Raw genomic sequence first — 26,722 nt, forward strand, 5'->3', positions numbered from 1 at the left:
GGGACCGGACATGAGGAAACAAGATATGAACCGTGACTGGATCGCAACCGCCCGGACCCTGTCCGAAGCTCTGCCCTATTTGCAGCGCTATGCCGGATCGATCGTTGTCGTGAAATTCGGCGGCAACGCGATGGGCGATGACGAAGCGATGGCAGATTTCGCCCGCGACATCGTTCTGATGCGTCAGGTCGGCGTGAACCCCGTTGTCGTCCACGGCGGTGGCCCGATGATCAACGAAATGTTGGACAAACTGGGCATCGAATCCGAATTCGTCCGCGGCAAACGCGTGACGGATAAAAAGACCGTCGAAGTGGTCGAAATGGTTCTGACAGGCCTTGTGAACAAACGTATCGTTCAGGCCATCATGGACGAAGGTGGCCGCGCCGTTGGCCTGTCGGGCAAAGACGACGACCTGATGGTCTGCGTGGCGGACGATCCAGAACTGGGCTTTGTCGGCAAACCAGTGGAGATGAACGTGCAGGTTCTGCACGATCTGTTCGCCGCAGGTATCATTCCTGTAATCGCCCCTGTCGCGACTGGCATGAATGAAAATGAAACCTTCAACGTGAACGGCGACACCGCAGCAGGTGCGATCGCTGGGGCGCTAAAGGCCGATCGCCTGTTGCTGCTGACGAACATCACGGGCGTCAAAAACAAAGATGGCGAAGTGATCACGCAAATGACACCAACAGAAGTCCGCGACATGATCGCCGATGGCACTATCGCTGGTGGCATGATCCCAAAAACCGAAACCGCGCTACAAGCCGTCGAAGAAGGCGTGCGCGGTGTCGTTATTCTGGACGGCCGTGTTGCGAACGCCTGCTTGTTGGAACTTTTCACCGAACACGGCGCGGGGTCGATGATCCGCAGCACGGAACCCAGCGTAAAGCCACGCGGTGCCTAACCTGATCGATCAGTTGGCGGAACATGGGCTCCGAATTTCGGGGCTGGTTTCGCCAACTGAAAACGACGCAGTGCCTGACTGGGTAAAATGCATCGCACTCATTTCCCCTGCAGAACCTGAATTTTGGCCCATCTTCACAGCCTCTGATGAATGGCGCGATGGCGGCGCTGATCCGCTGGATCGCTGGTCTAGACGGACGATTGGCCGGATTGCCTGCGATCACAAGGCCAAAGCCTACTTCCCTTTCGGCGGCCCTCCGTTTCATCCGTTTTACAGCTGGGCAATTAGGTCTGGATCAGTAATCGCATCACCCGTAACGCTGTTGGTCGACGGGACATCGGGATTATTCATTTCCTATAGGGGCGCTATCGCACTGCGAACGCGACCAGATATCGAACTCCCGCCGCCACCCTGTTCAGACTGCATGTCAAAACCTTGCCTCACATCATGCCCCTGTGAGGCACTGAATGCAGAGGGCTATGATGTTGAGCGCTGCCAAGAATATTTGGACACCAGAGACGGTCAAACATGCCTTTTAAACGGTTGTGCTGTGCGCCGCGCTTGCCCCATTGGGTCAGATCATCGTCCAGCGGCGCAATCGGCCTATTCCATGGCCCAATTCAAACGCTAACGCGTTCGCGCACCCAATCATCCAGCTCCGCTATTTGATCGGCCGTTAAACGTAGACCCAATTTACTGCGCCGCCAAACAATGTCCTCGGCTGTTCGGGCAAACTCTTTTTCGATCAACCAAACGACCTCGCGCTCGGTCAATGTCTCCCCGCAATCCGTACCCAAATCATCGAACGTCTTTGATCCGCTAAGAATATCGAACGCCTCTGTTCCATACGCGCGAACCAAACGGTAGGCATGATCATGCGTCAAATATGGAAATTCTATTTCCAGCTTTGACACCAATGCATCAAAACAACCGACTTCGAAATCACCGCCGGGTAGAGGCACTCCTGCGGTCCAATCGGTGCGATCTACACCGCAATGGTCCGTAATATGTTTCATCGCGCTTTCGGCCAGCTTGCGATAGGTCGTGATTTTGCCACCAAAGATATTCAGCACGAACGCACCGCCCGTTGTGTCTGCCTTTAGCGTATAATCACGTGTCGCAGCCGACGCATTTTCCGCACCGTCATCATGCAGCGGGCGCACGCCAGAATAGGTCCAAACGACGTCTTCGGCCGCGATTTGCTGTTCGAAGTACTGGTTCGCAAAATTGATCAGATAATCCCGTTCTTCATCAGTGCAAACGGGCGGTGAAGATGGGTCCGCGTGATCCGCGTCAGTGGTCCCGATCAAAGTGAAATCCCGCTCATAGGGGATCGCGAAAATGATCCGCCCGTCGGCTCCTTGAAAGAAATAGCATTTGTCGTGATCGTACAAACGTTTGGTCACGATATGACTGCCGCGCACCAGACGGACATTATCGCGGCTGTCCAGATCCAATGGTCCATGGATAAGATCGCCCACCCACGGTCCCGCTGCATTCACCAACATTTTCGCGCGGATCACTTTGGTGCCGCTATGGTCTTGAACGGTAATTTCCCAATGGTCCGCATGGCGGGTCGCGCCGATTACTTTGGTGCGAGTCAAAATCTCTGCGCCACGCTGCTGCGCATCACGAGCGTTCAAAACAACAAGACGGGAATCTTCGACCCAGCAATCTGAATATTCATATGCTTTTGCAAACTTTGACTGCAGAGGTTTCCCTTCGGGCGCGGCAGTCAGGTCCAACGTTTTGGTCGCTGGCAGAATTTTTCGTCCGCCCAGATTGTCGTACAAAAACAACCCCAGTCGGATCAGCCACGCAGGGCGGCGCCCTTTGGTCCAAGGCATAACTGCATTCAACAATTTTGATGTCGGTGTTGTCGATTCAAACCGCATATCTTTGTGGTAGGGCAGCACAAAACGCATTGGCCATGAAATATGAGGCATCGCCCGCAGCAGTGTTTCGCGTTCGATCAATGCCTCGCGCACCAATCTGACTTCGAAATATTCTAGGTATCGTAGTCCGCCATGAAATAGCTTGGTCGAGGCGCTGGACGTCGCCGAAGCTAGGTCATCCATTTCCGCCAAACCAACCGACAAACCGCGGCCAGCTGCGTCCCGTGCGATACCACATCCGTTAATGCCACCGCCGATGATAAATAGATCAAATTCTTTGGTCACAGCACCAACCCCTCAAAATCGAAACAAAGCGAACATAAAAATTGTTCGGTTTACGGTGAAATATCACGCATAAGATAAAAATCCAGCCTCAAACACCGCAAAGCCTAGCCAAAAGGAACAAAATCGTCGAATAACGATCAAAATCGCGCGTTACGTGGGGGAAAACATGGTTCAGTCTTTTCGTGCATCCGAAATTATTGATATCGCCCGCCGTGAAGGCAAAGTCACCGTAGAAGGACTGGCGGCCCATTTTGGCGTAACTTTACAAACGATCAGACGGGATCTGACGGAATTGGCGGATTCGGGCAAATTGGATCGCGTGCATGGCGGTGCGGTATTGCCATCAGGCATCAACAACATCGGCTACGAAGACCGCCGCACGCTGAACCAAGCCAGCAAGGTCGATATCGCCCGCAAATGCGCGCATGATATTCCCGAAGACTGTTCGCTATTCCTGAATATTGGAACAACGACCGAAGCTGTCGCGGCCGAGCTCAAATCACATCGCAACCTAATGGTCGTCACTAACAATATGAACGTCGCCACGACACTGGTTGCGAATGAAACCTGTCAGGTCATTGTCGCCGGTGGACGGTTGCGGCGCACGGATGGCGGATTGGTAGGCACGCTGACCACGGAAACCATCCGGCAGTTTAAATTCGACATCGCGGTGATCGGATGTTCAGCCGTCGACGCCGATGGTGACATCATGGATTTCGATGTGGACGAAGTGGGTGTCAGTCAAACAATCATCAATCGTGCGCGTAAAGTGATACTGGTCGCAGACCATACCAAATTTCAACGATCCGCCCCCGCCCGCATTGGCACGTTGGAAATGGTCGATGCGATCTACACGGATAGGCCGCTGAACGATGAACTGATGCAGCGCTGCGACGAATGGAACACCGCCGTAATCATTTGCGAACCAACCGAATAAAAAAGGGCCGCCCGACACAACGTCAGGCGGCCCATATAATTTCTAACCTATCAGTTAGTGACCCAAAATCTGGCTCAAGAACAGTTTGGTGCGTTCCGACTGAGGGTTGTTAAAGAACTCGGTCGGTTCGTTCTGTTCGATGATCTGACCTTGGTCCATGAAAATCACGCGGTTCGCAACAGCCTGAGCAAAGCCCATTTCGTGCGTCACGCACAGCATGGTCATGCCTTCTTCGGCCAGTTCGATCATGGTATCAAGAACCTCTTTGATCATCTCTGGGTCCAGAGCCGATGTTGGTTCGTCGAACAGCATGATGCGTGGTTTCATGCACAGCGAACGCGCGATAGCAACACGCTGCTGCTGACCACCCGAAAGCTGGCCTGGGTATTTGTGGGCCTGATCAGGGATCTTCACCTTTTCCAAGAAATGCATCGCTGTTTCCTCGGCTTCTTTTTTGGGGACCTTACGAACCCAGATCGGCGCCAGCGTGCAGTTTTCCAGAATGGTCAGGTGCGGGAACAGGTTGAAGTGCTGGAAACACATGCCAACCTCGGACCGGATTTTATCGATGTTTTTCAGGTCCGACGACAGTTCGGTCCCATCCACGATGATGCTGCCCGCCTGATGTTCCTCTAGGCGGTTGATGCAGCGGATCAGGGTCGATTTACCCGAACCCGATGGGCCACAGATAACGATACGTTCGCCACGGTTGACGGTCAGGTTCACATCCCGAAGGACGTGAAACTGGCCATACCATTTGTTCATATTCGTGATCTGGATCGCCACCTCGTCAGAGACAGTCATGGCGCTGCGATCGATTGTACGTTCAGTTGCAAGTTCAGACATGTCAGTCTCCTTAGCGGTGTCCACGTTGGAGTTTTTTCTCCAACCAGAGCGAGTAGCGGCCCATGCTGTAGCAAGATACGAAGAACAGCAGACCGATAAAGACGAAGAGTTCATAGTAAACGCCGTTCCAGTCGGTCGATGCACGGATCGAATTCGACAGGTTCAGCGGGTCCAACAGGCCAATGATGCCGACCAGCGTGGTATCTTTGAACAGGCCGATGAAGGTGTTCACGATACCCGGGATCGAAATCTTTAGGGCTTGAGGCAGGATGATCAGGCGCATGGATTTCCAGTAATCCAGACCCAATGCATCTGCGGCCTCGTATTGGCCTTTTGGCAACGCTGCAAGACCACCGCGGATCACCTCGGCGATGTATGCGGCAGAGAACAGCGTGACCATGATCACAACGCGTAGGACAAGGTCAAAGTTGGTGCCCGGAGGCAGGAAGTAGTTCAGCAGCAAAGATGCGGTGAACAACCACACGATCAACGGCACGCCGCGGATCACCTCGATAAAGACAACCGAGAAACCTTTGACGATCGGCAGGTTTGCCTGACGACCCAGCGCCAGCAAAATGCCCAGCGGCAAGGAAATCACGATTCCTGCGATACCGATGATCAGCGCCAGCATGAAACCACCGAATTCACGGCTGGTCACAGGCTCTAGCCCCACAAGACCGATGCGTTCGTATGCGCCATCAATGTTGCGTTTCAACGCGGCCAAGGATGATTCAGCATCCAATGCTGCCTGCAAGGCTGCGATGTCAGCCGACGAAGTGCCTTCTGGCGCTTGGTTCGGCGAAATCAGACCCTTGAGTTCCGAAGGAAGGTTATCCTGCATCTCTTTCAGAGCGGCAGTTGCGGCAGGCAGTTCAGCTTCCCATGTTGGCAGACCTTCAATCGACGCAATCAGACCATTCGCCGTTGAGACCTGTTGCTGCAAAGCAAAGATTTCGCGGCTATAGGCCTGATGGATTTCACGTTCGACGTACAGTTCTTCCATCACGGCTTCGAACCCTGCGATGGTTGCATCGTCTGGTTCTTGGCCAGCGTCACGGGCGGCTTCCGCAGTCGCGACAAAGGCATCTTTGGTCGCAACCAATTCCGCAATCAGATCAGATTGCGCAGCCTGTGCTGCTTCTGCGGCAGCAATCATATCTGGCGTTACAACCAACACTTCTTGCTGTTCAGCCAGTGTCGCTTCCATACGGGTCGACGCAACCAGTTTATGCAGACCGCCATTGATCGCCGGCATGGCAAAGAACCACCATAGCACAGCAGCCAAAACAGCTGCGATCACCGCGAATGTTCCGCCAATAGACGCCACGACGCGATAGGCAACAACAGCTACAACAAAACCGCCAATCACCAACAACGGCAGCCAGAACGATCCGCCCCACAGCAACCAGGTCGCCAAGAACGGATAAGCCGCAGTGAAGATCATCAATTTTGCTGGGACTTTGTCTGCAAAAAGGATCGGCGCCAATGCAACGAACATCAGGATGAACGCTAGAATCGGGCGCCAGTACAGTTCGGGTGGATAGAACCCAAACATCAGCTGTGTCCAACGGTCGGAAATAACCGCAAAACAGGCGCCGTCATGTGACCCTCCGCCGATGGTTACCATCAGCGCTTCGCGGCACTCGCTCAACGAACCTGTGTTCCAAACGGAATTCCACAGCCAAGGCAGAACGCCCGCCAACACGGTGTAGATTACGTACAGCGCGATCAGTGTCAGCACGGTATTCAACCAGCCCGAAAACAGGTTTTCACGCATCCATTTGACCACACCCGTTTCTGAAACAGGCGGAGCCGAAGGATCAATCATTGTGTCACGCACGTAGCGGACGGTTTGCGCATGTGTATCAGACATCTTAGCGCTCCTTCAGCTTAACGCGGTTATTGAACCAGTTCATACCGGTCGAGATGATCAGGCTGAGCAGTAGGTAGAAAATACCAACCAGCAAAATACCCTCAAGCTCGCGGCCTGTTTGGTTCACGGTGATGCCGCCCAGTGTCGAACGCACGTCCATGTAACCAATTGCAATCGCCAGCGACGAGTTTTTGGCAAGGTTCAGGAACTGCGAAATCAGTGGTGGAATAATCACGCGCATCGCTTGCGGCAGAATGATCAGGCTCATCGTGCGGTTAGCACGCAGGCCCAATGCAAAGGCCGCTTCGCTTTGACCTTTGGACACGGACTGAATGCCGCCGCGCACGATTTCCGCGATAAACGCACCGGTGTACAGCGACAGCGACAGCCACAGCGCAAGCAACGAGTTACGAATGTGTGTGCCACCTTGGAAATTAAAGCCCTTCAGCTCTGGATAGCCCAGATAGAAACCTAGCACCCATAGCAACAATCCAGTTGGCACGACGATGATAGCTAGGTTTGTCCAGAACGTGTTCGGGCGATCACCTGTAGCATTCTGTATCCGTGCTGCCCGACCATTTACCAGTTTCACGACCAAAAAGCTGGCGATCAGGGTCAGAACGATGACAACTAGGTCAAGGCTGATTTCAAAATACAGGTCCGAAAACACACCTGGCGGATTCACGGCCACATCACCCAAACCGTTCGCAAATAGTGGTTCAGGGACGTATGTACCGCGGTTTGTAACAGCCACGGTATCACCAAGCAGCATAGACGCCGCCGGATCGTCGCCGCGGAAATCGCGTGGCGATGGCGTTGCTTCTGTCATCACAGCGAAAATTGCGATGATCCACAGCAGCAACGGCACGTTACGGAAACCTTCGACGTAGACCGATGCCAAACGCGACACGATCCAGTTATTCGACAATCGCAAGACGCCAAAAAAAACGCCTAAGATCAATGCGGTCACACAGCCTAATACGGCGACCAGCAAAGTGTTCAGGATACCAACCAGCGCCGCACGTCCGTGGGTCGAGTTGGAATCGTATTCAATAAGTCTTTGGTTAATATCGTACCCAGACCGTTTACCTAGGAAATCCAAGCTAAAGGATTTGCCCAGTGCGGTTAGGTTTTCGACCGTGTTTGAGGCCAACCAAGACAGGCCCAGAACGATCAAAATCGCTGCGATAACCTGAATGGTGTAGGACCGATAACGCGTATCATAGATAAGCTGACTGAGCCGAAACCCTTGGGTCGGCGGGTCGGTGGAAATGGTCATGATGTCTCCCCGGCTCCTACAAACCGATTAGTCGCCGGTTATCCAGCTGTTGGTTATCGAAATTGTAGGGCTGCGATAATTGGAAAAAGGGCGCGGAAAGACCGCGCCCTTTTAGAGTTGTGAAACTTAGCGGAAAGGTGGTGCGTAGATCAGGCCGCCTTCGGTCCACTGTGCGTTCAGACCGCGTGCCAGACCGATTGGGGTGTTCACACCGATGTTTTTCTCGAACAGTTCGCCGTAGTTGCCACCAGCAGCAATCGCACGAGCAGCCCAGTCAGCGTCCAGACCGATCATTGCGCCCAGTTCACCTTCGGTGCCCAGCAGACGGTTAACTTCTGGGTTCGAAGTAGGAGCAGCGCCCAGTTCAGCAACGTTTGCCGAAGTTACGCCCAGCTCTTCTGCTGCGATCAGTGCGTTCAGGGTCCAACGAGCAATGTCTGCCCAGTCGTTGTCGCCGTGGCGTACTGCAGGGCCCAGAGGCTCTTTGGAGATGATTTCAGGCAGAATCACGTGATCGCTTGGGTTTTCAAACGATGCGCGGGTCGATGCCAGGCCCGATGCGTCGGTGGTGAAAACGTCACAAGCGCCAGCCAGGTACTGCTGCTGTGCTTCTGCGTTGGTTTCGATTGGGATCGGCTCGTAGCTGATGTTGTTGGTGCGGAAGAAGTCCGCCAGGTTCAGCTCGGTGGTGGTGCCGGTTTGGATACAAACGGTCGCGCCGTCCAGATCTTTTGCCGAAGTCACGCCCAGTTCTTTTGGAACCATGAAGCCTTGACCGTCGTAGTAGTTAACGCCGATGAAATCCAGTTTCAGGTCGGTGTCACGCGAGAAGGTCCAGGTGGTGTTACGTGCCAGAATGTCGATTTCGCCCGACGCCAGCGCGGTGAAACGTACCTGAGTGGTCAGTGGTACAAATTCAACAGCGGTTGGATCGCCCAGAACAGCAGCAGCCAGAGCGCGGCAAACTGCAACGTCGAAACCTTGCCAAACGCCGTTCGCGTCAGGCTGCGAGAAGCCGGTCAGACCGGACGACACGCCACAGTTCAACGAACCGCGTGCTTTCACATCGTCCAGCGTCGCTGCCGATGCACCAGCAGCAGCCAGACCAGCAACGGTCAGCGCGCCGAGAAATACGGATTTTTTCATTTTTACCTCTTCCTGAGTCTCCGACACATCGGTCGGAATTTTTATCGCTTTGGATTAGCGGTTTTGGCTCAGCCGCAGTCACCCGCGGCCGTGCTACCCTTAGATTGGTCGTATTCTGAGCAATTGGTCAAGAGGTGAGCAAAATTACTTTTGCATTTTTGCGTGGTCGTTTTTCCCGCATTTTATTAGGATCGCAGGACAATAAACCAACGCTAAGCGCTTTGAAGGTGCTGCCAGATTTTTGCCGCCGTCAGGAACTCGCCTTTTTTACGGGTCGCAAGGGCGGTTGCTTCGTCGTCTTCGCCCCACTGTTCTTCTTGCCAGCGTTCATCAATGCGCGACAAATCCCACCCATCTTCTGGGGAAATTCGGCCCTCGATTACAGCCAAAGCGATTACCAAAGAGCCTGAAAGCGACACTAAATCGTGAAAAGCCGCCATTTCAAACGGTGTGAGCTGTCGCACGCGATCATGCAGAACTTCTTGCCCTTTTTCGTCCTGCGCGACTGGCATTACGCCCGCCTGAAGCGCCAGACGAACACCAAACGTTTCGTCCAACCAGTCCAGCAAAGGGTCCCAGCTTTTTGCCTGCCGTTCAATTAGGGCATCGGGGTGATCTGCACGATAACATAGCAGATCGCTGCCACCGTAGGCAGAAAGCATCGCAGCCACTTCGTCAAATTGGGTCGCGACCTTGTCCAACGCGGCGTTTGCGCTGCGCGTTACTGGCATAGATTCGGGGTTGATTTGTTCAACCTGTGCGTCCCATTCCGCCGCAATCTCGGCTGCCATGGTGCGCGTTGGAACAACGACCAGCGTTTTGGCAGGCGTGCGAACGGGACGTCCATCCAATTCAATGCGGAATCCGTTTTCATCTTTGGCGATCGACGCTTCTTTCCAGAAACGTTTTGCAGTCCAAGCGCTCATATCAGTCTCTTATCAGTAATCTTCAGCATCAGGATCGAACGGATCGATCGGCGCGTCTTTTGGGTCCCAACCGACGAAATCCCATGTGTTTTGCATGTGATCGGGCAGCGGAGCCTCTAGCGTGATGATTTTTTTGGTGATGGGATGTTCGAACGACAGCATTCGCGCGTGCAAATGCAAACGACGGCTGATGCCATCACCACCAACGCCCGCGCCCCAACCGTCACCCATGTTTTCCGTGCCCGATCCGCCGTATTTCCCGTCGCCCAGAATGGGGTGGCCAAGTTCGGCGATGTGCGCGCGCAACTGGTGGGTGCGGCCCGTAATTGGCGTCATCGCAACCCAAGCCATGCGGTTTGCCAGCGCCGATAGAGTCACAAATTCGGTATGGGCGCGCTTTGCGCCTTCGAATTCATCCAAACGCGCGGGGTGCACGCAGACCATTTTTTCGCCTTCGCCGCCGCGGCCGCGACCGGGGGCCTTCATCAGGCCATATTTGATCGTGCCAGCTCGAGGGTGCGGAACGCCAGCGACGGCGGCCCAATACACTTTGCGGACGTTACGGTGGCGCAAGGCTTCGGACAGACGGCGGGCAATACGGTCAGTCCGCGCCAGCAGCAACAGGCCAGAGGTGTCTTTGTCCAGACGGTGCACCAGTTTGGGCTTGTCTTTGTAGCCAAACATCAACGCCTCGGACAGGGCATCGACATGGCGATCCCCCTGCCCTGATCCGCCCTGCGATGGTAGGCCAGACGGCTTGTTCAGCGCAATAATATGTTCGTCTTTCCAGATGACCGCGTTTTGGATCATCTGCACATCATTGCGCGTCAGTTTGCGGTTTACCTTTGGCGCAGGTTTCACGGCAGCATCGCCCAGCGGCGGGATGCGCACCTTTTGCCCAGCTTCCAAACGGCTGTTCGGTTTGACCCGCCCGCCGTCCACACGCAATTCGCCCTTACGGCACATCTTTTCGATGCGCCCTTGGGTCAGCATCGGAAATTGTTTGCGCAGCCAACGGTCAACCCGCTGCTCTGCGTCGTCTTCTGTCACGGTTACAGTTTGAACACCGCTCATTGTAATACCAATCGGCCTATGGCCATTCCCGCGACCAATGCCGCAATTCCTATGATGACCGTGCCCGCCACATAGATAGCGGCTGTCACGATCTCTCCGCGTTCGTACAGGGTGATGGTATCCAGCGAAAACGCCGAAAACGTCGTAAACCCACCCAAAAAGCCCGTCATAATCAGTGGTGCGTATCGGGTGCCGCCTTTTTCAGCCAGCACAATCACCAACAGCCCCATCAAGAACGAACCTAATATATTGACGATCACGGTACCGGCCGGAAACCCCAACCCAAATAGGCGCCCCGCGCCCACGTTTGTCAGATACCGCATGGATGCGCCGACCGCGCCGCCAACTGCCACCATCAATACATTCGAAATCATCTGCGCTCCTTGGCGGTTTGAGGCTAAAGAGTCAATTCTGGCTCGCATTTCGTTTCGCGCGTAGGCCCGCGAAATATTCGGTCCGTTTTTTCAAATCCCGTTCGAACCCGCGATCAACCGGTTTGTAAAACGTGGGTCGCTGCATCGTGTCAGGGAAATAGTTTTGCCCTGAAAATCCGTCTTCGGCGTCATGGTCATAGGCATAGCCAGCGCCATACCCCTGATCTTTCATCATCGATGTCGGCGCGTTTAGGATATGTTTGGGGGGTGGTTCACTGCCCGACTGGCGGGCGGCATTCCGCGCGGCTTTATACGCCACATAGCCCGCATTGGTTTTGGGTGCGAGCGCCAGATAAATCACCGCTTGCGCGAGCGCCAATTCGCCTTCGGGGCTGCCCAGACGTTCATATGTTTCCCACGCGTGCAGGCAAATCGACTGCGCTTGCGGATCAGCGAGTGCGATATCTTCGACCGCCATGCGTAGTAGTCGACGGGCGAGGTAACGGGGATCCTCTCCGCCCTCTAGCATACGCGAATACCAATACAGCGCCGCATCAGGGTCAGATCCGCGAACAGATTTATGCAATGCGGATATAAGGTTATAGTGTTCTTCGCCGGATTTGTCGTATTTCGCAGCGCGGCGCATCAACCGTTTTGTTAATGCATCGACATCCAAAGGCGCGCCCGTTTTCCACGCCAAAACCTGTTCAATCAGGTTCAAAAGAGTCCGCCCATCCCCGTCGGCCATTTCGACCAACGCTCGGCGCGCCTGATCCGTCAGGTTTAACGTTCGCCCCATTTCGGTTTCGGCACGTAGCGCCAATTTTTCCAGCTCTTCAATGGTGAGCCGTTCCAGAACCAACACCTGCGCACGCGACATTATCGCTGCGTTCAATTCGAACGAAGGATTTTCGGTGGTCGCGCCGACCAACACGATCGTGCCGTCTTCCATGTGGGGCAGAAAACTGTCCTGTTGCGCTTTATTGAAACGATGGATTTCATCGACAAACAACAGTGTGCCGCGTCCGTTTTGACGCCTCAATTTCGCGGCATCGAATACTTTGCGCAGATCAGGAACACCTGTAAAAATCGCGCTGATCTGTTCAAAGTACAAATCAGTTTCATGGGCCAGCAGACGCGCGATAGTCGTCTTTCCAACCCCTGGCGGGCCCCATAGAATCAGCGACGACAACGACCCAGACGCCAGCATGACGCCTAATGGACCTTCGTCCCCTAATATATGACTTTGGCCTATCACCTGTGCCAAACTTTGCGGGCGCAAACGATCCGCAAGTGGGCGCGGTGCTGTCGTTTCGGTTGGCGTATCGGTGTCAAAAAGATCGGGCATGGGCGCAACCTACGCCCAGCCCGAACATTTGAAAAGCGTCAGTGCAGTTTGTCCGCCAAATCGAACCAAACGGCTTGATATTCGATGCCGCCCATATCCATAACACGTCCCGCAGGACTGATGTCTAGCTTGGCCCGTTTTGACCAACGGCTCCAGTTTGCGGGCAGTAAGGCCACCATTTTGCGTGCGTTCAATTCACGACCCGCTTTGACAATTTGCCCCGTCAACAAAAGCCGCACACGTAGGCGGATGCTATTGGGGATATCATGGCCAATAAAGCCCCGCGTGACTTCCCAAATACCAGGATCGACAGGCGCTGTTTCATATAGCAAATCCTGAGGAATGGTATCTAACACCCCACGCTGGGCATCGCGCACCATATAGCTGTAGATCCCACACTGCGCAGTCGTAGGCGTCAGGCGCGCGCCCGCCAAAACCCGCCCTGTATCATCGTGAACCGCAACCCAACGCGATGCTGGCGTATCATATTGGTCGTATTCCATCCCCATGGTTTCGGGCAAATCCCATGCGCGCTTTACAATAAATGAATCGCGACGCGCCCGCAGGACGTTAGCAAATAATTCACCATGGTTATGCATATTCGCAAAGGAAAGTACGGTGCTGTGCATCTGGCCCTCCAGTTTGGCCCATCAATTTATCCCGCATAAGTTGTGCGACTGGAGTAGTTTACAAATCCCTAATAAGAATAATTTTCATTAAGTTTTTGCAAATTAGACAAACAAAAACCCCGCTGGCACTGCCAACGGGGTTCACATTCAAACCTGAAATGAGGTCTTATTCTTCGGCGTCTGCCAGAGCTTCTTCAGCTTCCAGACGTGCGCGGTCTGCTGCGCCTTTTGCGTCAACATCGCGGTCAACCAGTTCGATGATCGCCATTGGCGCCATGTCACCGTAACGGAAGCCAGCTTTCAGAACGCGAGTGTAACCACCCTGACGTTCTGCGTAGCGTGGGCCAAGCACTTCGAACAGTTTCGCAACGTGCTGGTCTTGCTTCAGCTGAGCAACTGCCTGACGACGTGCGTGCAGGTCACCACGTTTGCCCAAAGTGATCAGCTTGTCCATGACGCGCTTCAGTTCTTTTGCTTTAGGCAAGGTGGTTTTGATTTGTTCGTGTTCGATCAACGAACCAGCCATGTTAGCAAACAGGGCCTTACGGTGTTCGTGAGTACGATTCAGACGGCGGTATCCGCGAGCGTGACGCATTTTAATTCTCCTAGCGTTTTATGCTTTGTCCGGTGGCCTATGCGTGTTGGCCACTCTCCTTGGGGCGGGATTGCCCGAGTAGTAACGGGGCGGTATTGCCCGCCCCGTCGTACGAAAACCTTAGAACTGGTCTTCGAATTTCTTTGCCAGATCTTCGATGTTGTCTGGTGGCCAGTCCTCGACATCCATGCCAAGGTGCAGCCCCATGCCGGACAGCACTTCTTTGATCTCGTTCAGCGACTTGCGGCCAAAGTTTGGCGTACGCAGCATCTCTGCTTCGGTTTTCTGGATCAGATCGCCGATGTAAACGATGTTGTCGTTCTTCAGGCAGTTTGCCGAACGTACGGACAATTCCAGTTCGTCCACTTTCTTCAACAGAAGTGGGTTGAACTCTAGACCATCGTCGTCAGCACCAGCCGAAGCTGCTTCTGGCTCGTCGAAGTTGACGAAGATCGACAGCTGATCCTGCAGGATGCGTGCAGCGTATGCAACAGCGTCCTCAGGGGTAATCGAACCGTCGGTTTCGACTTTCATGGTCAGTTTGTCGTAGTCCAGAACCTGACCTTCACGGGTCGGCTGTACGTCGTACGACACTTTCTTGACCGGCGAATAGATCGCATCGATCGAGATCAGGCCGATTGGCGCATCTTCTGGTTTGTTTTTGTCTGCCGAGACATAGCCCTTACCGGTGTTAACGGTCAGTTCCATGTACAGATCAGCGCCATCATCCAGGTGACAGATCACGTGATCTTTGTTCAGCACTTCGATGCCAGCCGATTCCGAGATGTCACCAGCGGTAACAACACCAGGGCCTTTGGCCTGAACCGAAAGACGCTTTGGACCTTCGACTTCCATGCGGATGGCAACGCCTTTGAGGTTCAGAACGATGTCGGTGACATCTTCGCGAACGCCAGAGACGGACGAGAATTCGTGCAGGACGTTGTCAATGTGAACAGCGGTAATTGCTGCACCTTGCAACGACGACAGCAGAATGCGGCGCAGAGCGTTACCCAGAGTCAGGCCAAAGCCACGCTCCAGAGGTTCTGCGACGACAGTTGCCTGACGCTGTGGGTCAATGCCCGGTTTCACGTCAAGCTGGGTAGGCTTGATCAATTCGGCCCAGTTCTTGTGGATCATGCGTCCCTCCATACTTGTCTGCCTTCCATGTCCAAAAAGGCAAACGCCCGAGGTTTCAAATGACGGACTGGGGCCGTGGAAAAAACCACAGCCCCAGCGGGAAAATCTTGATTATACGCGGCGGCGCTTTGGTGGGCGGCAGCCGTTGTGTGCCAGAGGGGTCACATCACGGATCGAGGTGATGTTGAAACCTGCAGCAGCCAGAGCGCGCAGAGCCGATTCACGACCCGAACCTGGGCCCTGTACTTCGACTTCTAGCGTCTTAACACCGTGTTCCTGCGCTTTTTTGCCTGCGTCTTCTGCAGCCATCTGAGCAGCGTATGGGGTCGATTTACGCGAACCGCGGAAACCCATGGTGCCAGCGGACGACCAAGAAATCGCGTTGCCCTGTACGTCAGAGATCAGGATTTTGGTGTTGTTGAAGGTGGAGTTTACGTGAGCAACGCCAGATGCGATGTTCTTGGAAACTTTTTTCTTACCACCACGACGGGTATCACGAGCCATTGTCTATGCCCTCCCTTACTTCTTCTTACCAGCGATGGCCTTTGCAGGGCCTTTGCGGGTACGAGCGTTGGTGTGAGTACGCTGACCGCGTACAGGAAGGTTACGACGGTGGCGCAGACCACGGTAGCAGCCCAGATCCATCAGACGTTTGATGTTCATCTGGGTCTCGCGGCGCAGGTCACCTTCGACGGTGATGTTCGCGTCGATGTATTCACGAATCGCCAAGACTTCTGCGTCCGACAGTTCGTTTACACGGCGAGTAAGATCGATGTTGTTTGCTTCGCAAACCTGCTGTGCAGTGTGCGAACCAATACCGGTAATGTATGTAAGTGCGATAACAACCCGCTTACCAGTCGGGAGGTTTACGCCGGCGATACGTGCCACGATAGCGTTCCTTTCGTTGCGGTTCCGTAATACCGGAACCTTTTTTCACAACGGAGGCCCGAAGGCAGAAACCAGCGGGCCGCGTTAATGAGGTGATCGTGATGTCTGGGAGCGACCCATAACCACGGATGATTCCCCAACAGGGATGGGGCTGTGTATTGGCGGTTTTCCGAATGGTCAACCCCCAGAACGATAAAGGCCCGCGTTTGATGTCGCGGGCCTTACCGTAATGCCCATTCAGGCGATTAGCCCAATATGTCTGCGATGCTTTTTGCAACGTCATCCATAGATGCCAAACCATCCACAGATTTCAGTTCGCCTTTGGCATGGTAGTAGCCGATCAGCGGGCTGGTCTGTTTATAGTAGGCAGTCAGACGCACGCGCAGCGCGTCCTCGTTGTCGTCAGCGCGTACTGGCTGACCAGCAGCAGCAGCTTCGGCTGCGCGACCAACAATACGGCCCACCAGAACTTCGTCATCGACTTGTAGTTCGATAACGGCGTCCAGCGTTTGGTTCATTTCTGCTAGCAGTTCACCCAAGGCATCTGCCTGAGCCAAAGTACGTGGGAAGCCATCAAAGATGAATCCACCCTCTGCGCCTTGCTCCAGCTTTTCGCGGATCAGACCGATAACGATCTCGTCCGTGACAAGGTTGCCTGCGTCCATGACGGCTGCAACCTTTTTGCCCATCTCGGTGCCGCTTGTGCGTGCTTCGCGCAGCATGTCACCAGTGGACAGCTGCACCATGTTTCTCTCCTCCACAAGCCGTTTGGCCTGCGTTCCCTTACCCGCACCTGGCGGTCCAAGCAGAATAATATTCATCGACGAGCCGGTCCCCTATTCCGTTTCTTTGCACCACGTTTACCACGCAGTTGCGATTTTTCGATGAGTCCTTCGTATTGGTGCGCAAGCAAATGCGATTGGATCTGCTGGATGGTGTCCATCCCCACCGACACGATGATCAACACCGATGTGCCGCCAAAATAGAAAGTGAAGCCGGAAAAGCTACGAATAATCTCTGGCATGAGACAAACTAGCGCAAGGTAACCCGAACCCAGAACCAACACGCGGGTGACCACGTAGTCCAGATATTCGGCGGTACGTTTGCCCGGACGGATGCCAGGAACGAAACCATTCTGGTTCTTCAGGTTTTCAGCAACGTCTTCGGTCTTGAACGCAACTTCTTTGGTGTAGAAGTAGGTGAAGAACACGATCATCGCTGTGAAGAACAGCAGGTACAGTGGCTGGCCTGGTCCAAAGTAAGCCAAGATCCAGCTAAGCGCCGCATTCGACGTTTGTTCGGTGAAGGTTGCGATTGTGGTCGGCAAAAGCAGCAAAGCCGAGGCAAAAATCGCAGGAATCACACCAGCTGGGTTCACTTTGATAGGCAGGTGCGACGACCCACCGTCGTACACTTTCATGCCGCGCTGTTGGCGCGGGTACTGAATGTGGATCTTACGTAGCGAACGCTCCATGAATACAACGAATGCCAGAACCGCAGCCAGCATTACAGCAACGCCAACAACCAGCATCCAGTTCGATGTCTGCTGTGCAGTCGTCAGGAATTGCGCAGCGGCAGCAGGCAGTTCTGCGACGATACCGACAAAGATAATCAGCGAAATACCGTTGCCAATACCGCGGCTGGTGATCTGTTCACCCAACCACAGCAGGAACATGGTGCCACCCAGAATGGTGATCATGGTCGAGATACGGAAGAACAGACCCGGATCATGTGCCATATCGCCCGATTCCAGCGATACAGCCAGACCGTAGGCTTGGAACAGCGCCAGAACAACGGTGCCATAACGGGTGTATTGCGTCAGTTTCTGACGGCCTTTTTCGCCTTCTTTTTTCAGCTGTTTCCAAGGTTCGTACATCGAACCCATCAGCTGAACGATAATCGAAGCCGAAATATAAGGCATGATACCTAAGGCAAAGATGCCCATACGGCTAAGCGCGCCGCCAGTGAACATCGCCAGCATGCCACCGATACCGGTGTTCTGGGATGCAAAGAAATTCGATAGCGCTTCGACGTCGATACCTGGAACTGGGATATAGGTACCCAGACGGTAAACAATCAAAAGCCCGATGGTGTAGAAAATGCGCTGGCGTAGCTCTTTGGCCTTCCCGATGGTCGACCAGTTGAGGTTTGCCGCCATTTGCTCTGCTGCTGAAGCCATTTTGCGGTGTCTCTTTTAACGAATAACGCCGCCCTTCGGTGTCCCGAACGGCGGCGTAAGGAAATCAATTGGATAAGTAAGGGGCCAAAGGCCCGCTCACAACCCTTATTCCGCCGCAGCTGCGACGTTCAGTTTGCCGCCAGCTTTCTCAACTGCTTCGACAGCGCCTTTGGAAGCGCCGGTAACAGTGATGGTTACTGCTGCAGTCAGTTCGCCTTTGGCCAGAACGCGGATACCGTCCAGTTTGCGGCGGATAACACCCGATTCGACCAAAGTGTCTTCGGTGATGTTCGCTGCGTCCAGTTTGCCCAGATCGATGAACTTCTGGATCAGGCCAAGGTTGATGATCGCGTATTCTTTGGCGTTTGGTTTGTTGAAACCGCGCTTAGGAAGACGCTGATACAATGGCATCTGACCGCCTTCGTAGCCTTTGATCGCTACACCCGAGCGGGATTTCTGACCTTTGATACCACGGCCACCCATTTTACCTTTGCCGGAACCTGGACCACGGCCAACACGCATGCGTTTTTTGGCTGCACCTGGGTTATCGCGAAGTTCGTTCAGTTTCATGTCGCTTCTCCTTGCCGGAACTGACCCCCAAGCGACCGGTGGGCCAAACACGGCGTGTTAAATGATTCTTGACCCACTGCGGGCCACTGGGCGCGTATAGTCCCCCGCCCCAATGAATGCAAGCAATAGCTACAAACACAAAAGCCCCAGCAAACGCCAGGGCCTTGTCAGGTCTTTTGGGCTGCGATTACGCTTGCAGCGACGCTTCACGAGCAACTGCAGTGATCATCGAACGTGCGATACCGATGTCTGCCAGTTCACGATCGGTCATGCTGTTCAGTTCGGTTACGCATTCTACGTATTTTGCGCGACGCGCACGTGCATCAGCGATCGATGCGAAGGTGTTGCGAACTGCTGCACCAAAGTTGAAAGCGCGGACGGTGTTGGTGGTCATGGTTGCCATGGTGTGTATTCCTTTTGCGATGTGAGGCCGAGTTGCCTCAGCAGGAGTTGTTCTAATTCCTCTTCCTGATCCCTATTTAGGCCCAAAAGATTGCGCTAACAATTTCCAGTTTTATCTGCCCGATATGCATTTTCTGCATAACGCTGCGCCGCAGCAAAAACGCGAATCTGCACCCACTCCAAACGTAAAAAGGCCCCACCAAATGGCAGGGCCTTTCTAATTCATATGCTTTGGCGAATTAGCCGCGCTCTTCGATGATCTCAACGAGGTGCGGGATGCTTTCGACCATGCCACGTACCGAAGGAGTATCTTCCAGTTCGCGGGTTTTGTGCATTTTGTTCAGGCCCAGGCCAACCAGCGTTGCGCGCTGTTTAGCAGGACGACGGATCGGGGAACCGATCTGTTTGACCACGATGGTTTTTGCCATTGTACAGTCTCCTTACGCTTCAGCTTCGGCTGCTTGTTCATCCTTACGCAGGATGTCAGCAACTTTTTTGCCGCGACGTGCTGCAACCGAACGAGGCGAGCCTTCTTTTTTCAGGCCGTCCAGGGTTGCGCGGATCATGTTGTATGGGTTCTGCGAACCGATCGATTTCGAAACAACGTCTTTAACGCCCAACATTTCGAAAACAGCACGCATAGGACCACCAGCAATGATACCAGTACCTTCAGGTGCGGTGCGCATGACCACTTTACCAGCGCCGTGACGGCCCTCGATATCGTGGTGCAGGGTACGACCGTCACGCAGAGGAACGCGGATCATTTGGCGTTTGGCTTGTTCGGTTGCTTTACGGATCGCCTCAGGGACTTCCTTAGCTTTACCTTTACCAAAGCCTACGCGGCCTTTCTGGTCACCGACAACTACCAGAGCAGCAAAGCCAAAACGCTTACCACCCTTAACAGTTTTCGAAACACGGTTGATCGCTACAAGACGATCGGCGAATTCCGGAGCTTCGTCGCGTTCGCGGCGATCCCGGCGCTTTTCACGTTCTGCCATTCTCTCGTCTCCTTAGATCTTCAGGCCAGCTTCACGCGCAGCGTCGGCCAGAGCCTTCACTTTGCCGTGGAACAAGAAACCACCGCGGTCGAAGTAAGCTTCGGATACGCCAGCTGCTTTCGCGCGCTCTGCGATAACCTGACCAACTTTGGTTGCGGCTTCGATGTTGTTCTTTCCGACGAAGCCCAGATCCTTTTCCAAGGTCGAAGCCGCAGCCAGGGTGGTGCCCTGGATGTCGTCGATCAGCTGGACGCTGATGTTTTTGCTCGAACGATGAACCGACAGACGTACGCGGCCAGCGTTCACTTTGCGAAGTTTGTTCCGGACGCGCAGGCGGCGCTTTAGGAACAGTTCCCGTTTGCTTTTTGCCATTTTCGCTATCCTTACTTCTTCTTACCTTCTTTGCGGAAGATGTACTCACCCTTGTAGCGAATACCTTTGCCTTTGTACGGCTCAGGCTTACGCCATTCACGGATGTTAGCAGCAACTTGGCCAACCAACTGTTGGTCAGTGCCTTCCACAACGATTTCGGTTTGCTTCGGAGCGGTGACGGTAACGCCAGCCGGTACTTCGAAGTCAACGTCATGCGAGTAACCCAGAGCAAGCTTCAGGGTGTTGCCCTGCATGTTTGCGCGGTAACCCACACCGGTGATTTCCAGCTCTTTTTTGAAGCCTTCGGTCACACCGATTACTAGGTTTTCTACCATCGAACGGGACATGCCCCACTGTTGGCGAGCGCGCTTCGAAGTGCCGCGAGGGGTCACTTTTACAGCGTTTTCTTCAACAGCAATGGTCACGTCGTCGGTCGCGGTGAAGGAACGAGCGCCTTTAGGGCCCTTAACTTCGATGGTCTGACCCGACACAGTGGCAGTAACGCCGCTGGGCAGCTCGACCGGTTTTTTACCAATACGAGACATCAGACCCTCCTTAGAAGACGGTGCAAAGCACTTCGCCGCCAACATTCTGGCTGCGAGCGTTTGCGTCCGACATCACACCCTTAGGTGTGGAGACAATCGACACACCCAGGCCCTGACGGACCGAAGGGATGTCCTGAACACCCATGTATACGCGACGACCAGGTTTCGAAACCCGCTTCAGTTCGCGAATGACAGGAGTGCCTTCGTAGTATTTCAGTTCGATTTCGATGGTTGGGTGACCACGTTCATCCGAGCCTTTTTCATAGCCACGGATGTAACCTTCGTCAGCCAGTACATCTAGAACCCACGCGCGCAGCTTGGATGCTGGGGTCGACACGGTCGACTTACCACGCATTTGAGCGTTGCGGATACGGGTCAGCATATCACCAATAGGATCATTCATTATCTAACCCTCCTTACCAGCTGGACTTAACCAGACCAGGAATCTCACCGTTCGAACCTAGTTCGCGCAGTGCGATACGGCTTACCTTTAGCTTACGGTAGTAAGCGTGAGGACGGCCGGTCAGCTGGCAGCGGTTGTGAAGACGAGTGGGCGAGCTGTTGCGTGGCAGTTCAGCCAGCTTCAGGCGAGCCTTGAAGCGCTCTTCCATCGATTTCGATTCGTCGTTCGCGATTTCTTTCAGCTCAGCGCGTTTCGCAGCGTATTTCGCTACCAGACGCTCACGCTTTTTCTCGCGTTCGATCATGGATTTTTTAGCCATAATTCTCTCTCTCCCGCGCTTAGCTGTTGAAAGGCATGTTGAAGTGCTTCAACAGCGCTTTTGCTTCAGCGTCGGTGTTAGCGGTGGTCGCGATGACGATGTCCATACCCCAAACTTCATCAACTTTATCAAAGTTGATTTCTGGGAATACGATGTGTTCCTTCAGACCGGTGGCGTAGTTGCCACGACCATCAAACGAAGTGCCAGGAACGCCGCGGAAGTCGCGGATACGAGGCATTGCGATGGTGATCAGACGATCCAGGAATTCGTACATGCGGTCGCCACGAAGAGTGACTTTTGCGCCCATTGGCATGTCTTCACGAACGCGGAAACCAGCGATGGATTTCTTTGCTTTCGTGGTGACAGCTTTTTGGCCTGCAATCGCAGTCAGATCCTCAACTGCGGATTTTGCTTTCTTGCTGTCACGGACAGCTTCAGCACCACAGCCGATGTTCAGAACGATTTTATCCAGACGAGGGATCTGCATGTCGTTTTTGTATCCGAACTCTTCCTTCATGGCAGCGCGGATAGTCGACTTGTACAGGTCCTTCAGACGCGGGGAGTAGTTTGCAGTATCCAACATTAGATTGCGTCCCCTGTGGTTTTTGCAAAACGCACTTTTTTGCCGTCTTCCTCACGGAAGCCAACGCGCGATGCTTTGCCGTTTGCGTCTACGATCGCCAGGTTCGACAGCTGGATTGGCATTGCCTTTGGCAGGCGGCCACCTTGGCTGTTTTGGCTCTGGCGGGTGTGGCGGATAGCGACGTTCACGCCATCAACGATTGCTTTGCCAGCAGCAGGGTCAACCGAAGTGATTTCACCGGTTTTGCCTTTGTCTTTGCCAGCCAGCACGATGACGGTGTCACCTTTACGGAGTTTCGCAGCCATTACAGCACCTCCGGAGCAAGCGAGATGATTTTCATGAAGTTCTTAGCGCGCAGTTCGCGAACCACTGGGCCAAAGATACGAGTACCTACAGGCTCGCCGTTGTTATTCAGGATAACAGCAGCGTTGCGGTCAAAACGAATTGCGGTGCCGTCTTCACGACGTACTTCTTTAGCGGTGCGAACAACAACGGCCTTACGGACGTCGCCTTTTTTCACACGGCCGCGCGGAATGGCTTCTTTCACCGATACAACGATGATGTCACCTACCGACGCGTAACGACGGTGCGAACCGCCGAGAACCTTGATGCACTGAACACGGCGAGCGCCAGAGTTATCAGCAACATCCAGGTTAGTCTGCATCTGGATCATGGGTTACTCCCGACCTTTGGGGGGACTTGCAGTATCGTCCTGATCCCCAGGGTTTCGATTAAACTGGGAACACTACCATTAGGCAGTGATCACTTCCCAGCGTTTGGTCTTCGACTTAGGTGCACATTCCTGAATGCGGACAGTGTCACCTACGTTGAATTGGTTTGCCTCGTCGTGAGCGCGATATTTTTTCGACTTACGAACGGTTTTTTGCAGCAGAGGGTGCTTGAAGCGACGCTCGACCAGTACGGTTACGGTTTGTTCGTTCTGGTTCGAGGTGACAACACCCTGAAGAATACGCTTAGGCATCTGATTAGGCCTCCGAAGCAGCTTTTTCGTTTAGGATGGTCAAAACACGAGCAGCATCACGCTTTACAATGCGCATACGTGCAGTGTTTTCCAGCTGACCAGTTGCCTGCTGAAAGCGCAGGTTGAACTGCTCTTTTTTCAGGGCGGTCAGGTCTTCCCGAAGCTGTTCCGGGGTCTTCTCGCGAAGTTCGTTGGCGTTCATAGCCTTTTCCTTTCCTTTCACCAGAGGGCCCTGCTCATGTTTAAATGCGGGTTACCCTGTGCCTGGTGGGCGAATATCAAAACACACGAATCCCGCGGACGGGAATCGTGAGATGCCGCCGTATACGTGACTGACTATGTTGGGGCAAGGGAAAAGGCGGCAATTCCCAATAAAACTTGGGGTGCCTTCGGATACAGGTATGCTAAACGGGGATCAGATCTGGGATCAAGAATTTTCTGCAGGAGCCAACCATGGCCGCAATCGACACATTGTTTGTCACCCGCCTGTATCAGGGCAAATTGAATGAATTCGGCGAAACCATCGACGCCGAAGAGCTGCACGACAACTGCTATGCCATCATGGAAGACGACGATGCCGGCATGGAGTGGTGCGAAGAAAACGGTTATCCGGGCTACACGTCCTATGCGTCGCTAACCGATCTGCCATGGCGTTCGCCCATTTTCGCTGCCGTCAAAGAGGCGCTGGACAAACACGTCGCGGCCTTTGCCAAGGATCTGGAATTCAATCTGGACGGCCGCAATCTGGTGCTAGAAGACCTGTGGATCAACATCCTGCCCGAAGGCGGAAACCACGGATCGCACATCCACCCGCATTCGGTCATCTCTGGCACCACCTATGTGTCGATGCCCGACGGGACCTCTGCCCTGAAACTAGAGGACCCGCGCCACGCGATGATGATGGCCGCCCCGCCCCGCGTCAAAGACTGCCGCAAAGAGCTAAAGGCGTTTATCTACTGCAAACCCGAAATTGGCGACGTTCTACTGTGGGAAAGCTGGCTACGCCACGAAGTGCCCGCTAACACATCCGAATACGACCGCGTCTCGGTTAGCTTTAACTACAAGTGGGAGTAAGGCTGTTTTAATTTAGGGTGACGATTGTAGCCGAACTTCGGGTCATTAGCTTTTTCGGCTACGATCAATTCCATTTCTTTTTTTGAAACCTCGCTCTTATCAAGGCTCTCAAAAACGATCTCCCGCCGAATAGAGAAATCACTCAACTGCGCTTTAGTAAAATCAGCTTCGACCCGCTTATAATCCCAACTACCAAAGTATCTAATAGTGTGCCCATCACTTCCCACATCCTTGCCGATGTAGATTTTGCCATTTGGGAAAGTGAGACGATAAACAACGTAAGCAAACTTTTTTCCAAACATCTTCTCACTTCCAACCGTGATTACTTCAGCCGTTGTTCGATCCGTTCTAGCCGTGCCAAAACATCGTCGCGATAGGTATCTGTCGCGGCGTTTTCTTCTTCGGCGTGGGCGTCTTGCATCGTGCTGACGATCAAACCCACGACAAGGTTCATCACCGCAAAGGCTGTGATCAGGATGAACGGGATAAAGAACAGCCACGATGTCGGATGCACCTCCATCACAGGGCGGACGATCCCCATCGACCAGCTTTCCAGCGTCATGACCTGAAACAGCGAATACAGCGACGCGCCAAGGCTACCGAACCATTCGGGGAATGTATCGCCATATAGCTTTGTCGCGATCACGCCGCCGATGTAAAAGATGATCCCTGTCAGAAGGAATACCGATCCCATCCCAGGTAGCGCCATAATGAATGCTTCGACCACGCGGCGCAGCGATGGCACGGTCGACACGACACGCAGCAAACGCAAAATCCGCAGCGCCCGCAGGACCGATAGACCTGCCCCCGCTGGGGACAGCGAAATCCCAACGATCGCGAAATCGAACAGGTTCCAACCATCACGGAAAAACCGCCCGCCTTGAGCGTACATTTTCAGCGCCAGTTCCACGACAAATATCGTGAGGCACAGATTATCCAGCGCTGTAATCACGCCACCAGCCGACGCCATAATCCGATCAGACGTCTCAAACCCCAAAACGACAGCGTTAAACAGGATGACCCCCATGATGAAATTGCGGGTGATCTGTAAATCCAGCAGGTCAGAAATTCTTTGGCGCATGAAAATGTCCCTCGTCATCAATGGTGCCTATATGTTGCCTCGACACCCAATCCGCAAGTTGGCCAGCGCACTTTCAAGGCGATGCAGGATCGAACTGAGCGAGGGCAGCAAGCGACGCCATGCCCTCCACGGATGATGGGTCGTAGGTTTGGAATATATTCATGATCTTTGTAAGGTCGTCGGACGGCACCAACACACGTGGGCTATCATCAGATTGCCCCGATGTGGACAAACGGTCCAACGCTGACACAAACATCGCTTCCGCCAAGCCGAATTCGTTTCGATAGGCCAATGCCTCGGCATAGCTAATGCGCAACCACACATAGGTGGAGGCTGACAATTGTTGTTCACGATCCTGACTGCGGAACCACGTATTCTCGACGGCAGTACGGCAAGCACTGTAGGTCGCGTAATCTTCATGGGCCCCAGACAAGCATCGGTCGTCCGCACGCTCCAAACGTACCGAGTAACCAAACACCATCAGCAACGCGCCCAGCAACAGTGCCGCCACCCCAGAACGCCACTTGCGTTCTGTATGCTCAAACGAAAAAGCCACAACCTAAATTCCTAAATCTATACCGAAACGATAGCGCAGCCGGACCAAAGAAAAACCCCCGCAGCGCGAGCCACGGGGGTTTTCGAATTTTCTAAAAGGCTGGGATTACCAGTCTTCGCGAACCACTGTGCGGGTTTTAACTGGCAGCTTCATAGCAGCCAGACGCAGGGCTTCACGTGCGATATCTTCGTTTACACCGTCGATTTCGAACATGACGCGGCCTGGTTTAACCTTACAGGTCCAACGGTCCACAGAACCTTTACCTTTACCCATACGAACTTCGATTGGTTTCGCAGTTACAGGCAGGTCAGGGAAAATACGGATCCATACACGGCCCTGACGTTTCATGTGGCGGGTCATCGCGCGGCGTGCTGCCTCGATCTGACGAGCCGTGATACGCTCAGGTTCTACAGCTTTCAGGCCATAGGTGCCAAAGTTCAGGTCGCTACCGCCTTTTGCTTGACCGTGGATACGGCCTTTGTGCATTTTGCGGAATTTTGTACGCTTTGGTTGAAGCATCTT

At 53.8% G+C, this 26,722-nt stretch carries 36 protein-coding genes and 1 pseudogene; 4 read left to right on the forward strand and 33 right to left on the reverse strand.

What is annotated here, in order from left to right; translation table 11 throughout:
• The first annotated feature begins 10 nt into the window (after positions 1-10).
• Together argB and BVC71_RS15445 are read left to right on the forward strand one after the other, a co-directional pair.
• The gene (gene argB, locus BVC71_RS05845; protein WP_086450734.1) at positions 11-904 is read left to right on the forward strand and encodes an acetylglutamate kinase; all 894 of its coding nucleotides are present in this window, start codon (positions 11-13) and stop codon (positions 902-904) included.
• 146 nt (positions 905-1,050) lie between these two features.
• Entirely contained in the window at positions 1,051-1,206 is a 156-nt protein-coding gene (locus BVC71_RS15445; protein ID WP_165767733.1) for a hypothetical protein, read from the forward strand.
• A 318-nt stretch (positions 1,207-1,524) separates the two neighbouring features.
• Here the strand turns inward: BVC71_RS15445 and glpD are convergent, their stop codons facing one another.
• A complete protein-coding gene (gene glpD, locus BVC71_RS05855) occupies positions 1,525-3,084 on the reverse strand; it encodes a glycerol-3-phosphate dehydrogenase (protein WP_086450735.1) in 1,560 nt (519 codons plus the stop codon).
• A gap of 166 nt (positions 3,085-3,250) precedes the next feature.
• Between glpD and BVC71_RS05860 the strand changes: the two genes are divergently transcribed.
• The gene (locus BVC71_RS05860) at positions 3,251-4,021 is read left to right on the forward strand and encodes a DeoR/GlpR family DNA-binding transcription regulator (RefSeq protein ID WP_086450736.1); all 771 of its coding nucleotides are present in this window, start codon (positions 3,251-3,253) and stop codon (positions 4,019-4,021) included.
• 54 nt (positions 4,022-4,075) lie between these two features.
• Here the strand turns inward: BVC71_RS05860 and BVC71_RS05865 are convergent, their stop codons facing one another.
• The 28 genes and pseudogenes from BVC71_RS05865 to rpmC form a co-directional block, all read right to left on the reverse strand.
• Complete coding sequence (locus BVC71_RS05865; RefSeq protein WP_086451236.1) at positions 4,076-4,867, reverse strand: amino acid ABC transporter ATP-binding protein; 792 nt, start codon at positions 4,865-4,867, stop codon at positions 4,076-4,078.
• 10 nt (positions 4,868-4,877) lie between these two features.
• Positions 4,878-5,534: pseudogene (locus BVC71_RS15545) on the reverse strand (amino acid ABC transporter permease); the annotation flags it as partial.
• A 1,207-nt stretch (positions 5,535-6,741) separates the two neighbouring features.
• The gene (locus BVC71_RS05875; protein ID WP_086450738.1) at positions 6,742-8,019 is read right to left on the reverse strand and encodes an amino acid ABC transporter permease; all 1,278 of its coding nucleotides are present in this window, start codon (positions 8,017-8,019) and stop codon (positions 6,742-6,744) included.
• 126 nt (positions 8,020-8,145) lie between these two features.
• On the reverse strand, positions 8,146-9,165 hold the full coding sequence (locus BVC71_RS05880; protein ID WP_086450739.1) for an amino acid ABC transporter substrate-binding protein: 1,020 nt from the start codon (positions 9,163-9,165) through the stop codon (positions 8,146-8,148).
• Between the two features lie 212 nt (positions 9,166-9,377).
• Positions 9,378-10,091, reverse strand: coding sequence for an ATP12 family chaperone protein (locus tag BVC71_RS05885; protein WP_086450740.1), 714 nt, complete (start codon positions 10,089-10,091; stop codon positions 9,378-9,380).
• A 12-nt stretch (positions 10,092-10,103) separates the two neighbouring features.
• Entirely contained in the window at positions 10,104-11,165 is a 1,062-nt protein-coding gene (locus tag BVC71_RS05890; RefSeq protein ID WP_086450741.1) for an RluA family pseudouridine synthase, read from the reverse strand.
• Positions 11,162-11,539, reverse strand: coding sequence for a fluoride efflux transporter CrcB (gene crcB, locus BVC71_RS05895; protein ID WP_086450742.1), 378 nt, complete (start codon positions 11,537-11,539; stop codon positions 11,162-11,164). The genes BVC71_RS05890 and crcB overlap by 4 nt, the downstream gene beginning before the upstream one ends.
• A 31-nt stretch (positions 11,540-11,570) precedes the next feature.
• Positions 11,571-12,887 carry a replication-associated recombination protein A gene (locus tag BVC71_RS05900; RefSeq protein WP_086450743.1) on the reverse strand — a complete coding sequence of 439 codons (1,317 nt, stop codon included), beginning with the start codon at positions 12,885-12,887 and terminating at the stop codon, positions 11,571-11,573.
• A 38-nt stretch (positions 12,888-12,925) separates the two neighbouring features.
• A complete protein-coding gene (locus tag BVC71_RS05905) occupies positions 12,926-13,516 on the reverse strand; it encodes an acyl-homoserine-lactone synthase (RefSeq protein ID WP_086450744.1) in 591 nt (196 codons plus the stop codon).
• A gap of 166 nt (positions 13,517-13,682) precedes the next feature.
• Positions 13,683-14,111 carry a 50S ribosomal protein L17 gene (gene rplQ / locus BVC71_RS05910; protein ID WP_086450745.1) on the reverse strand — a complete coding sequence of 143 codons (429 nt, stop codon included), beginning with the start codon at positions 14,109-14,111 and terminating at the stop codon, positions 13,683-13,685.
• Positions 14,112-14,231: 120 nt separating this feature from the next.
• The gene (locus tag BVC71_RS05915; RefSeq protein ID WP_165767734.1) at positions 14,232-15,248 is read right to left on the reverse strand and encodes a DNA-directed RNA polymerase subunit alpha; all 1,017 of its coding nucleotides are present in this window, start codon (positions 15,246-15,248) and stop codon (positions 14,232-14,234) included.
• Between the two features lie 111 nt (positions 15,249-15,359).
• The gene (rpsK, locus tag BVC71_RS05920; protein ID WP_086450747.1) at positions 15,360-15,752 is read right to left on the reverse strand and encodes a 30S ribosomal protein S11; all 393 of its coding nucleotides are present in this window, start codon (positions 15,750-15,752) and stop codon (positions 15,360-15,362) included.
• Between the two features lie 15 nt (positions 15,753-15,767).
• Entirely contained in the window at positions 15,768-16,136 is a 369-nt protein-coding gene (gene rpsM / locus BVC71_RS05925) for a 30S ribosomal protein S13 (protein ID WP_086450748.1), read from the reverse strand.
• A gap of 245 nt (positions 16,137-16,381) precedes the next feature.
• On the reverse strand, positions 16,382-16,957 hold the full coding sequence (locus tag BVC71_RS05930) for an adenylate kinase (RefSeq protein ID WP_086450749.1): 576 nt from the start codon (positions 16,955-16,957) through the stop codon (positions 16,382-16,384).
• Positions 16,954-18,315 (reverse strand): preprotein translocase subunit SecY, encoded by a 1,362-nt coding sequence (secY, locus tag BVC71_RS05935; protein ID WP_240516797.1) that lies wholly within the window; start codon positions 18,313-18,315, stop codon positions 16,954-16,956. The genes BVC71_RS05930 and secY overlap by 4 nt, the downstream gene beginning before the upstream one ends.
• Before the next feature lie 105 nt (positions 18,316-18,420).
• Positions 18,421-18,885, reverse strand: a complete 465-nt coding sequence (gene rplO / locus BVC71_RS05940) for a 50S ribosomal protein L15 (protein WP_086450750.1) — start codon at positions 18,883-18,885, stop codon at positions 18,421-18,423.
• 187 nt (positions 18,886-19,072) lie between these two features.
• Complete coding sequence (locus BVC71_RS05945) at positions 19,073-19,288, reverse strand: DUF1127 domain-containing protein (RefSeq protein ID WP_086450751.1); 216 nt, start codon at positions 19,286-19,288, stop codon at positions 19,073-19,075.
• A 238-nt stretch (positions 19,289-19,526) separates the two neighbouring features.
• On the reverse strand, positions 19,527-19,715 hold the full coding sequence (gene rpmD, locus BVC71_RS05950) for a 50S ribosomal protein L30 (protein WP_086450752.1): 189 nt from the start codon (positions 19,713-19,715) through the stop codon (positions 19,527-19,529).
• A gap of 12 nt (positions 19,716-19,727) precedes the next feature.
• A complete protein-coding gene (gene rpsE / locus BVC71_RS05955) occupies positions 19,728-20,285 on the reverse strand; it encodes a 30S ribosomal protein S5 (protein WP_086450753.1) in 558 nt (185 codons plus the stop codon).
• A gap of 12 nt (positions 20,286-20,297) precedes the next feature.
• Positions 20,298-20,657, reverse strand: a complete 360-nt coding sequence (gene rplR, locus BVC71_RS05960; protein WP_086450754.1) for a 50S ribosomal protein L18 — start codon at positions 20,655-20,657, stop codon at positions 20,298-20,300.
• A gap of 11 nt (positions 20,658-20,668) precedes the next feature.
• Complete coding sequence (rplF, locus tag BVC71_RS05965) at positions 20,669-21,202, reverse strand: 50S ribosomal protein L6 (protein WP_086450755.1); 534 nt, start codon at positions 21,200-21,202, stop codon at positions 20,669-20,671.
• A 10-nt stretch (positions 21,203-21,212) separates the two neighbouring features.
• Complete coding sequence (rpsH, locus tag BVC71_RS05970) at positions 21,213-21,605, reverse strand: 30S ribosomal protein S8 (RefSeq protein WP_086450756.1); 393 nt, start codon at positions 21,603-21,605, stop codon at positions 21,213-21,215.
• 13 nt (positions 21,606-21,618) lie between these two features.
• Positions 21,619-21,924 (reverse strand): 30S ribosomal protein S14, encoded by a 306-nt coding sequence (rpsN, locus tag BVC71_RS05975; protein ID WP_086450757.1) that lies wholly within the window; start codon positions 21,922-21,924, stop codon positions 21,619-21,621.
• A 19-nt stretch (positions 21,925-21,943) separates the two neighbouring features.
• A complete protein-coding gene (gene rplE / locus BVC71_RS05980) occupies positions 21,944-22,507 on the reverse strand; it encodes a 50S ribosomal protein L5 (RefSeq protein WP_086450758.1) in 564 nt (187 codons plus the stop codon).
• Positions 22,507-22,812 (reverse strand): 50S ribosomal protein L24, encoded by a 306-nt coding sequence (rplX, locus tag BVC71_RS05985; RefSeq protein ID WP_086450759.1) that lies wholly within the window; start codon positions 22,810-22,812, stop codon positions 22,507-22,509. Before rplX ends, rplE begins: the two co-directional genes overlap by 1 nt.
• Positions 22,812-23,180 (reverse strand): 50S ribosomal protein L14, encoded by a 369-nt coding sequence (rplN, locus tag BVC71_RS05990; RefSeq protein WP_067550492.1) that lies wholly within the window; start codon positions 23,178-23,180, stop codon positions 22,812-22,814. The genes rplX and rplN overlap by 1 nt, the downstream gene beginning before the upstream one ends.
• A 78-nt stretch (positions 23,181-23,258) precedes the next feature.
• Positions 23,259-23,489, reverse strand: a complete 231-nt coding sequence (rpsQ, locus tag BVC71_RS05995) for a 30S ribosomal protein S17 (RefSeq protein ID WP_086450760.1) — start codon at positions 23,487-23,489, stop codon at positions 23,259-23,261.
• A 4-nt stretch (positions 23,490-23,493) separates the two neighbouring features.
• Complete coding sequence (gene rpmC / locus BVC71_RS06000; protein ID WP_086451238.1) at positions 23,494-23,691, reverse strand: 50S ribosomal protein L29; 198 nt, start codon at positions 23,689-23,691, stop codon at positions 23,494-23,496.
• Between the two features lie 251 nt (positions 23,692-23,942).
• Between rpmC and BVC71_RS06005 the strand changes: the two genes are divergently transcribed.
• Positions 23,943-24,563 carry a TIGR02466 family protein gene (locus BVC71_RS06005; RefSeq protein WP_086450761.1) on the forward strand — a complete coding sequence of 207 codons (621 nt, stop codon included), beginning with the start codon at positions 23,943-23,945 and terminating at the stop codon, positions 24,561-24,563.
• Here the strand turns inward: BVC71_RS06005 and BVC71_RS06010 are convergent.
• The 4 genes from BVC71_RS06010 to rplP all read right to left on the reverse strand — a co-directional run bounded on the left by BVC71_RS06010 (position 24,548) and on the right by rplP (position 26,719).
• A complete protein-coding gene (locus tag BVC71_RS06010) occupies positions 24,548-24,865 on the reverse strand; it encodes a GIY-YIG nuclease family protein (RefSeq protein WP_086450762.1) in 318 nt (105 codons plus the stop codon). The genes BVC71_RS06005 and BVC71_RS06010 overlap by 16 nt on opposite strands.
• Positions 24,866-24,885: 20 nt before the next feature.
• Positions 24,886-25,644, reverse strand: coding sequence for an ion transporter (locus BVC71_RS06015; protein ID WP_086450763.1), 759 nt, complete (start codon positions 25,642-25,644; stop codon positions 24,886-24,888).
• A 73-nt stretch (positions 25,645-25,717) separates the two neighbouring features.
• The gene (locus BVC71_RS06020; RefSeq protein ID WP_086450764.1) at positions 25,718-26,200 is read right to left on the reverse strand and encodes a hypothetical protein; all 483 of its coding nucleotides are present in this window, start codon (positions 26,198-26,200) and stop codon (positions 25,718-25,720) included.
• A 105-nt stretch (positions 26,201-26,305) separates the two neighbouring features.
• Complete coding sequence (gene rplP / locus BVC71_RS06025) at positions 26,306-26,719, reverse strand: 50S ribosomal protein L16 (protein ID WP_086450765.1); 414 nt, start codon at positions 26,717-26,719, stop codon at positions 26,306-26,308.
• Positions 26,720-26,722 lie beyond the last annotated feature (3 nt).

Source organism: Marivivens niveibacter, assembly GCF_002150005.2.
GTDB classification, from domain to species: Bacteria; Pseudomonadota; Alphaproteobacteria; order Rhodobacterales; family Rhodobacteraceae; genus Marivivens; species Marivivens niveibacter.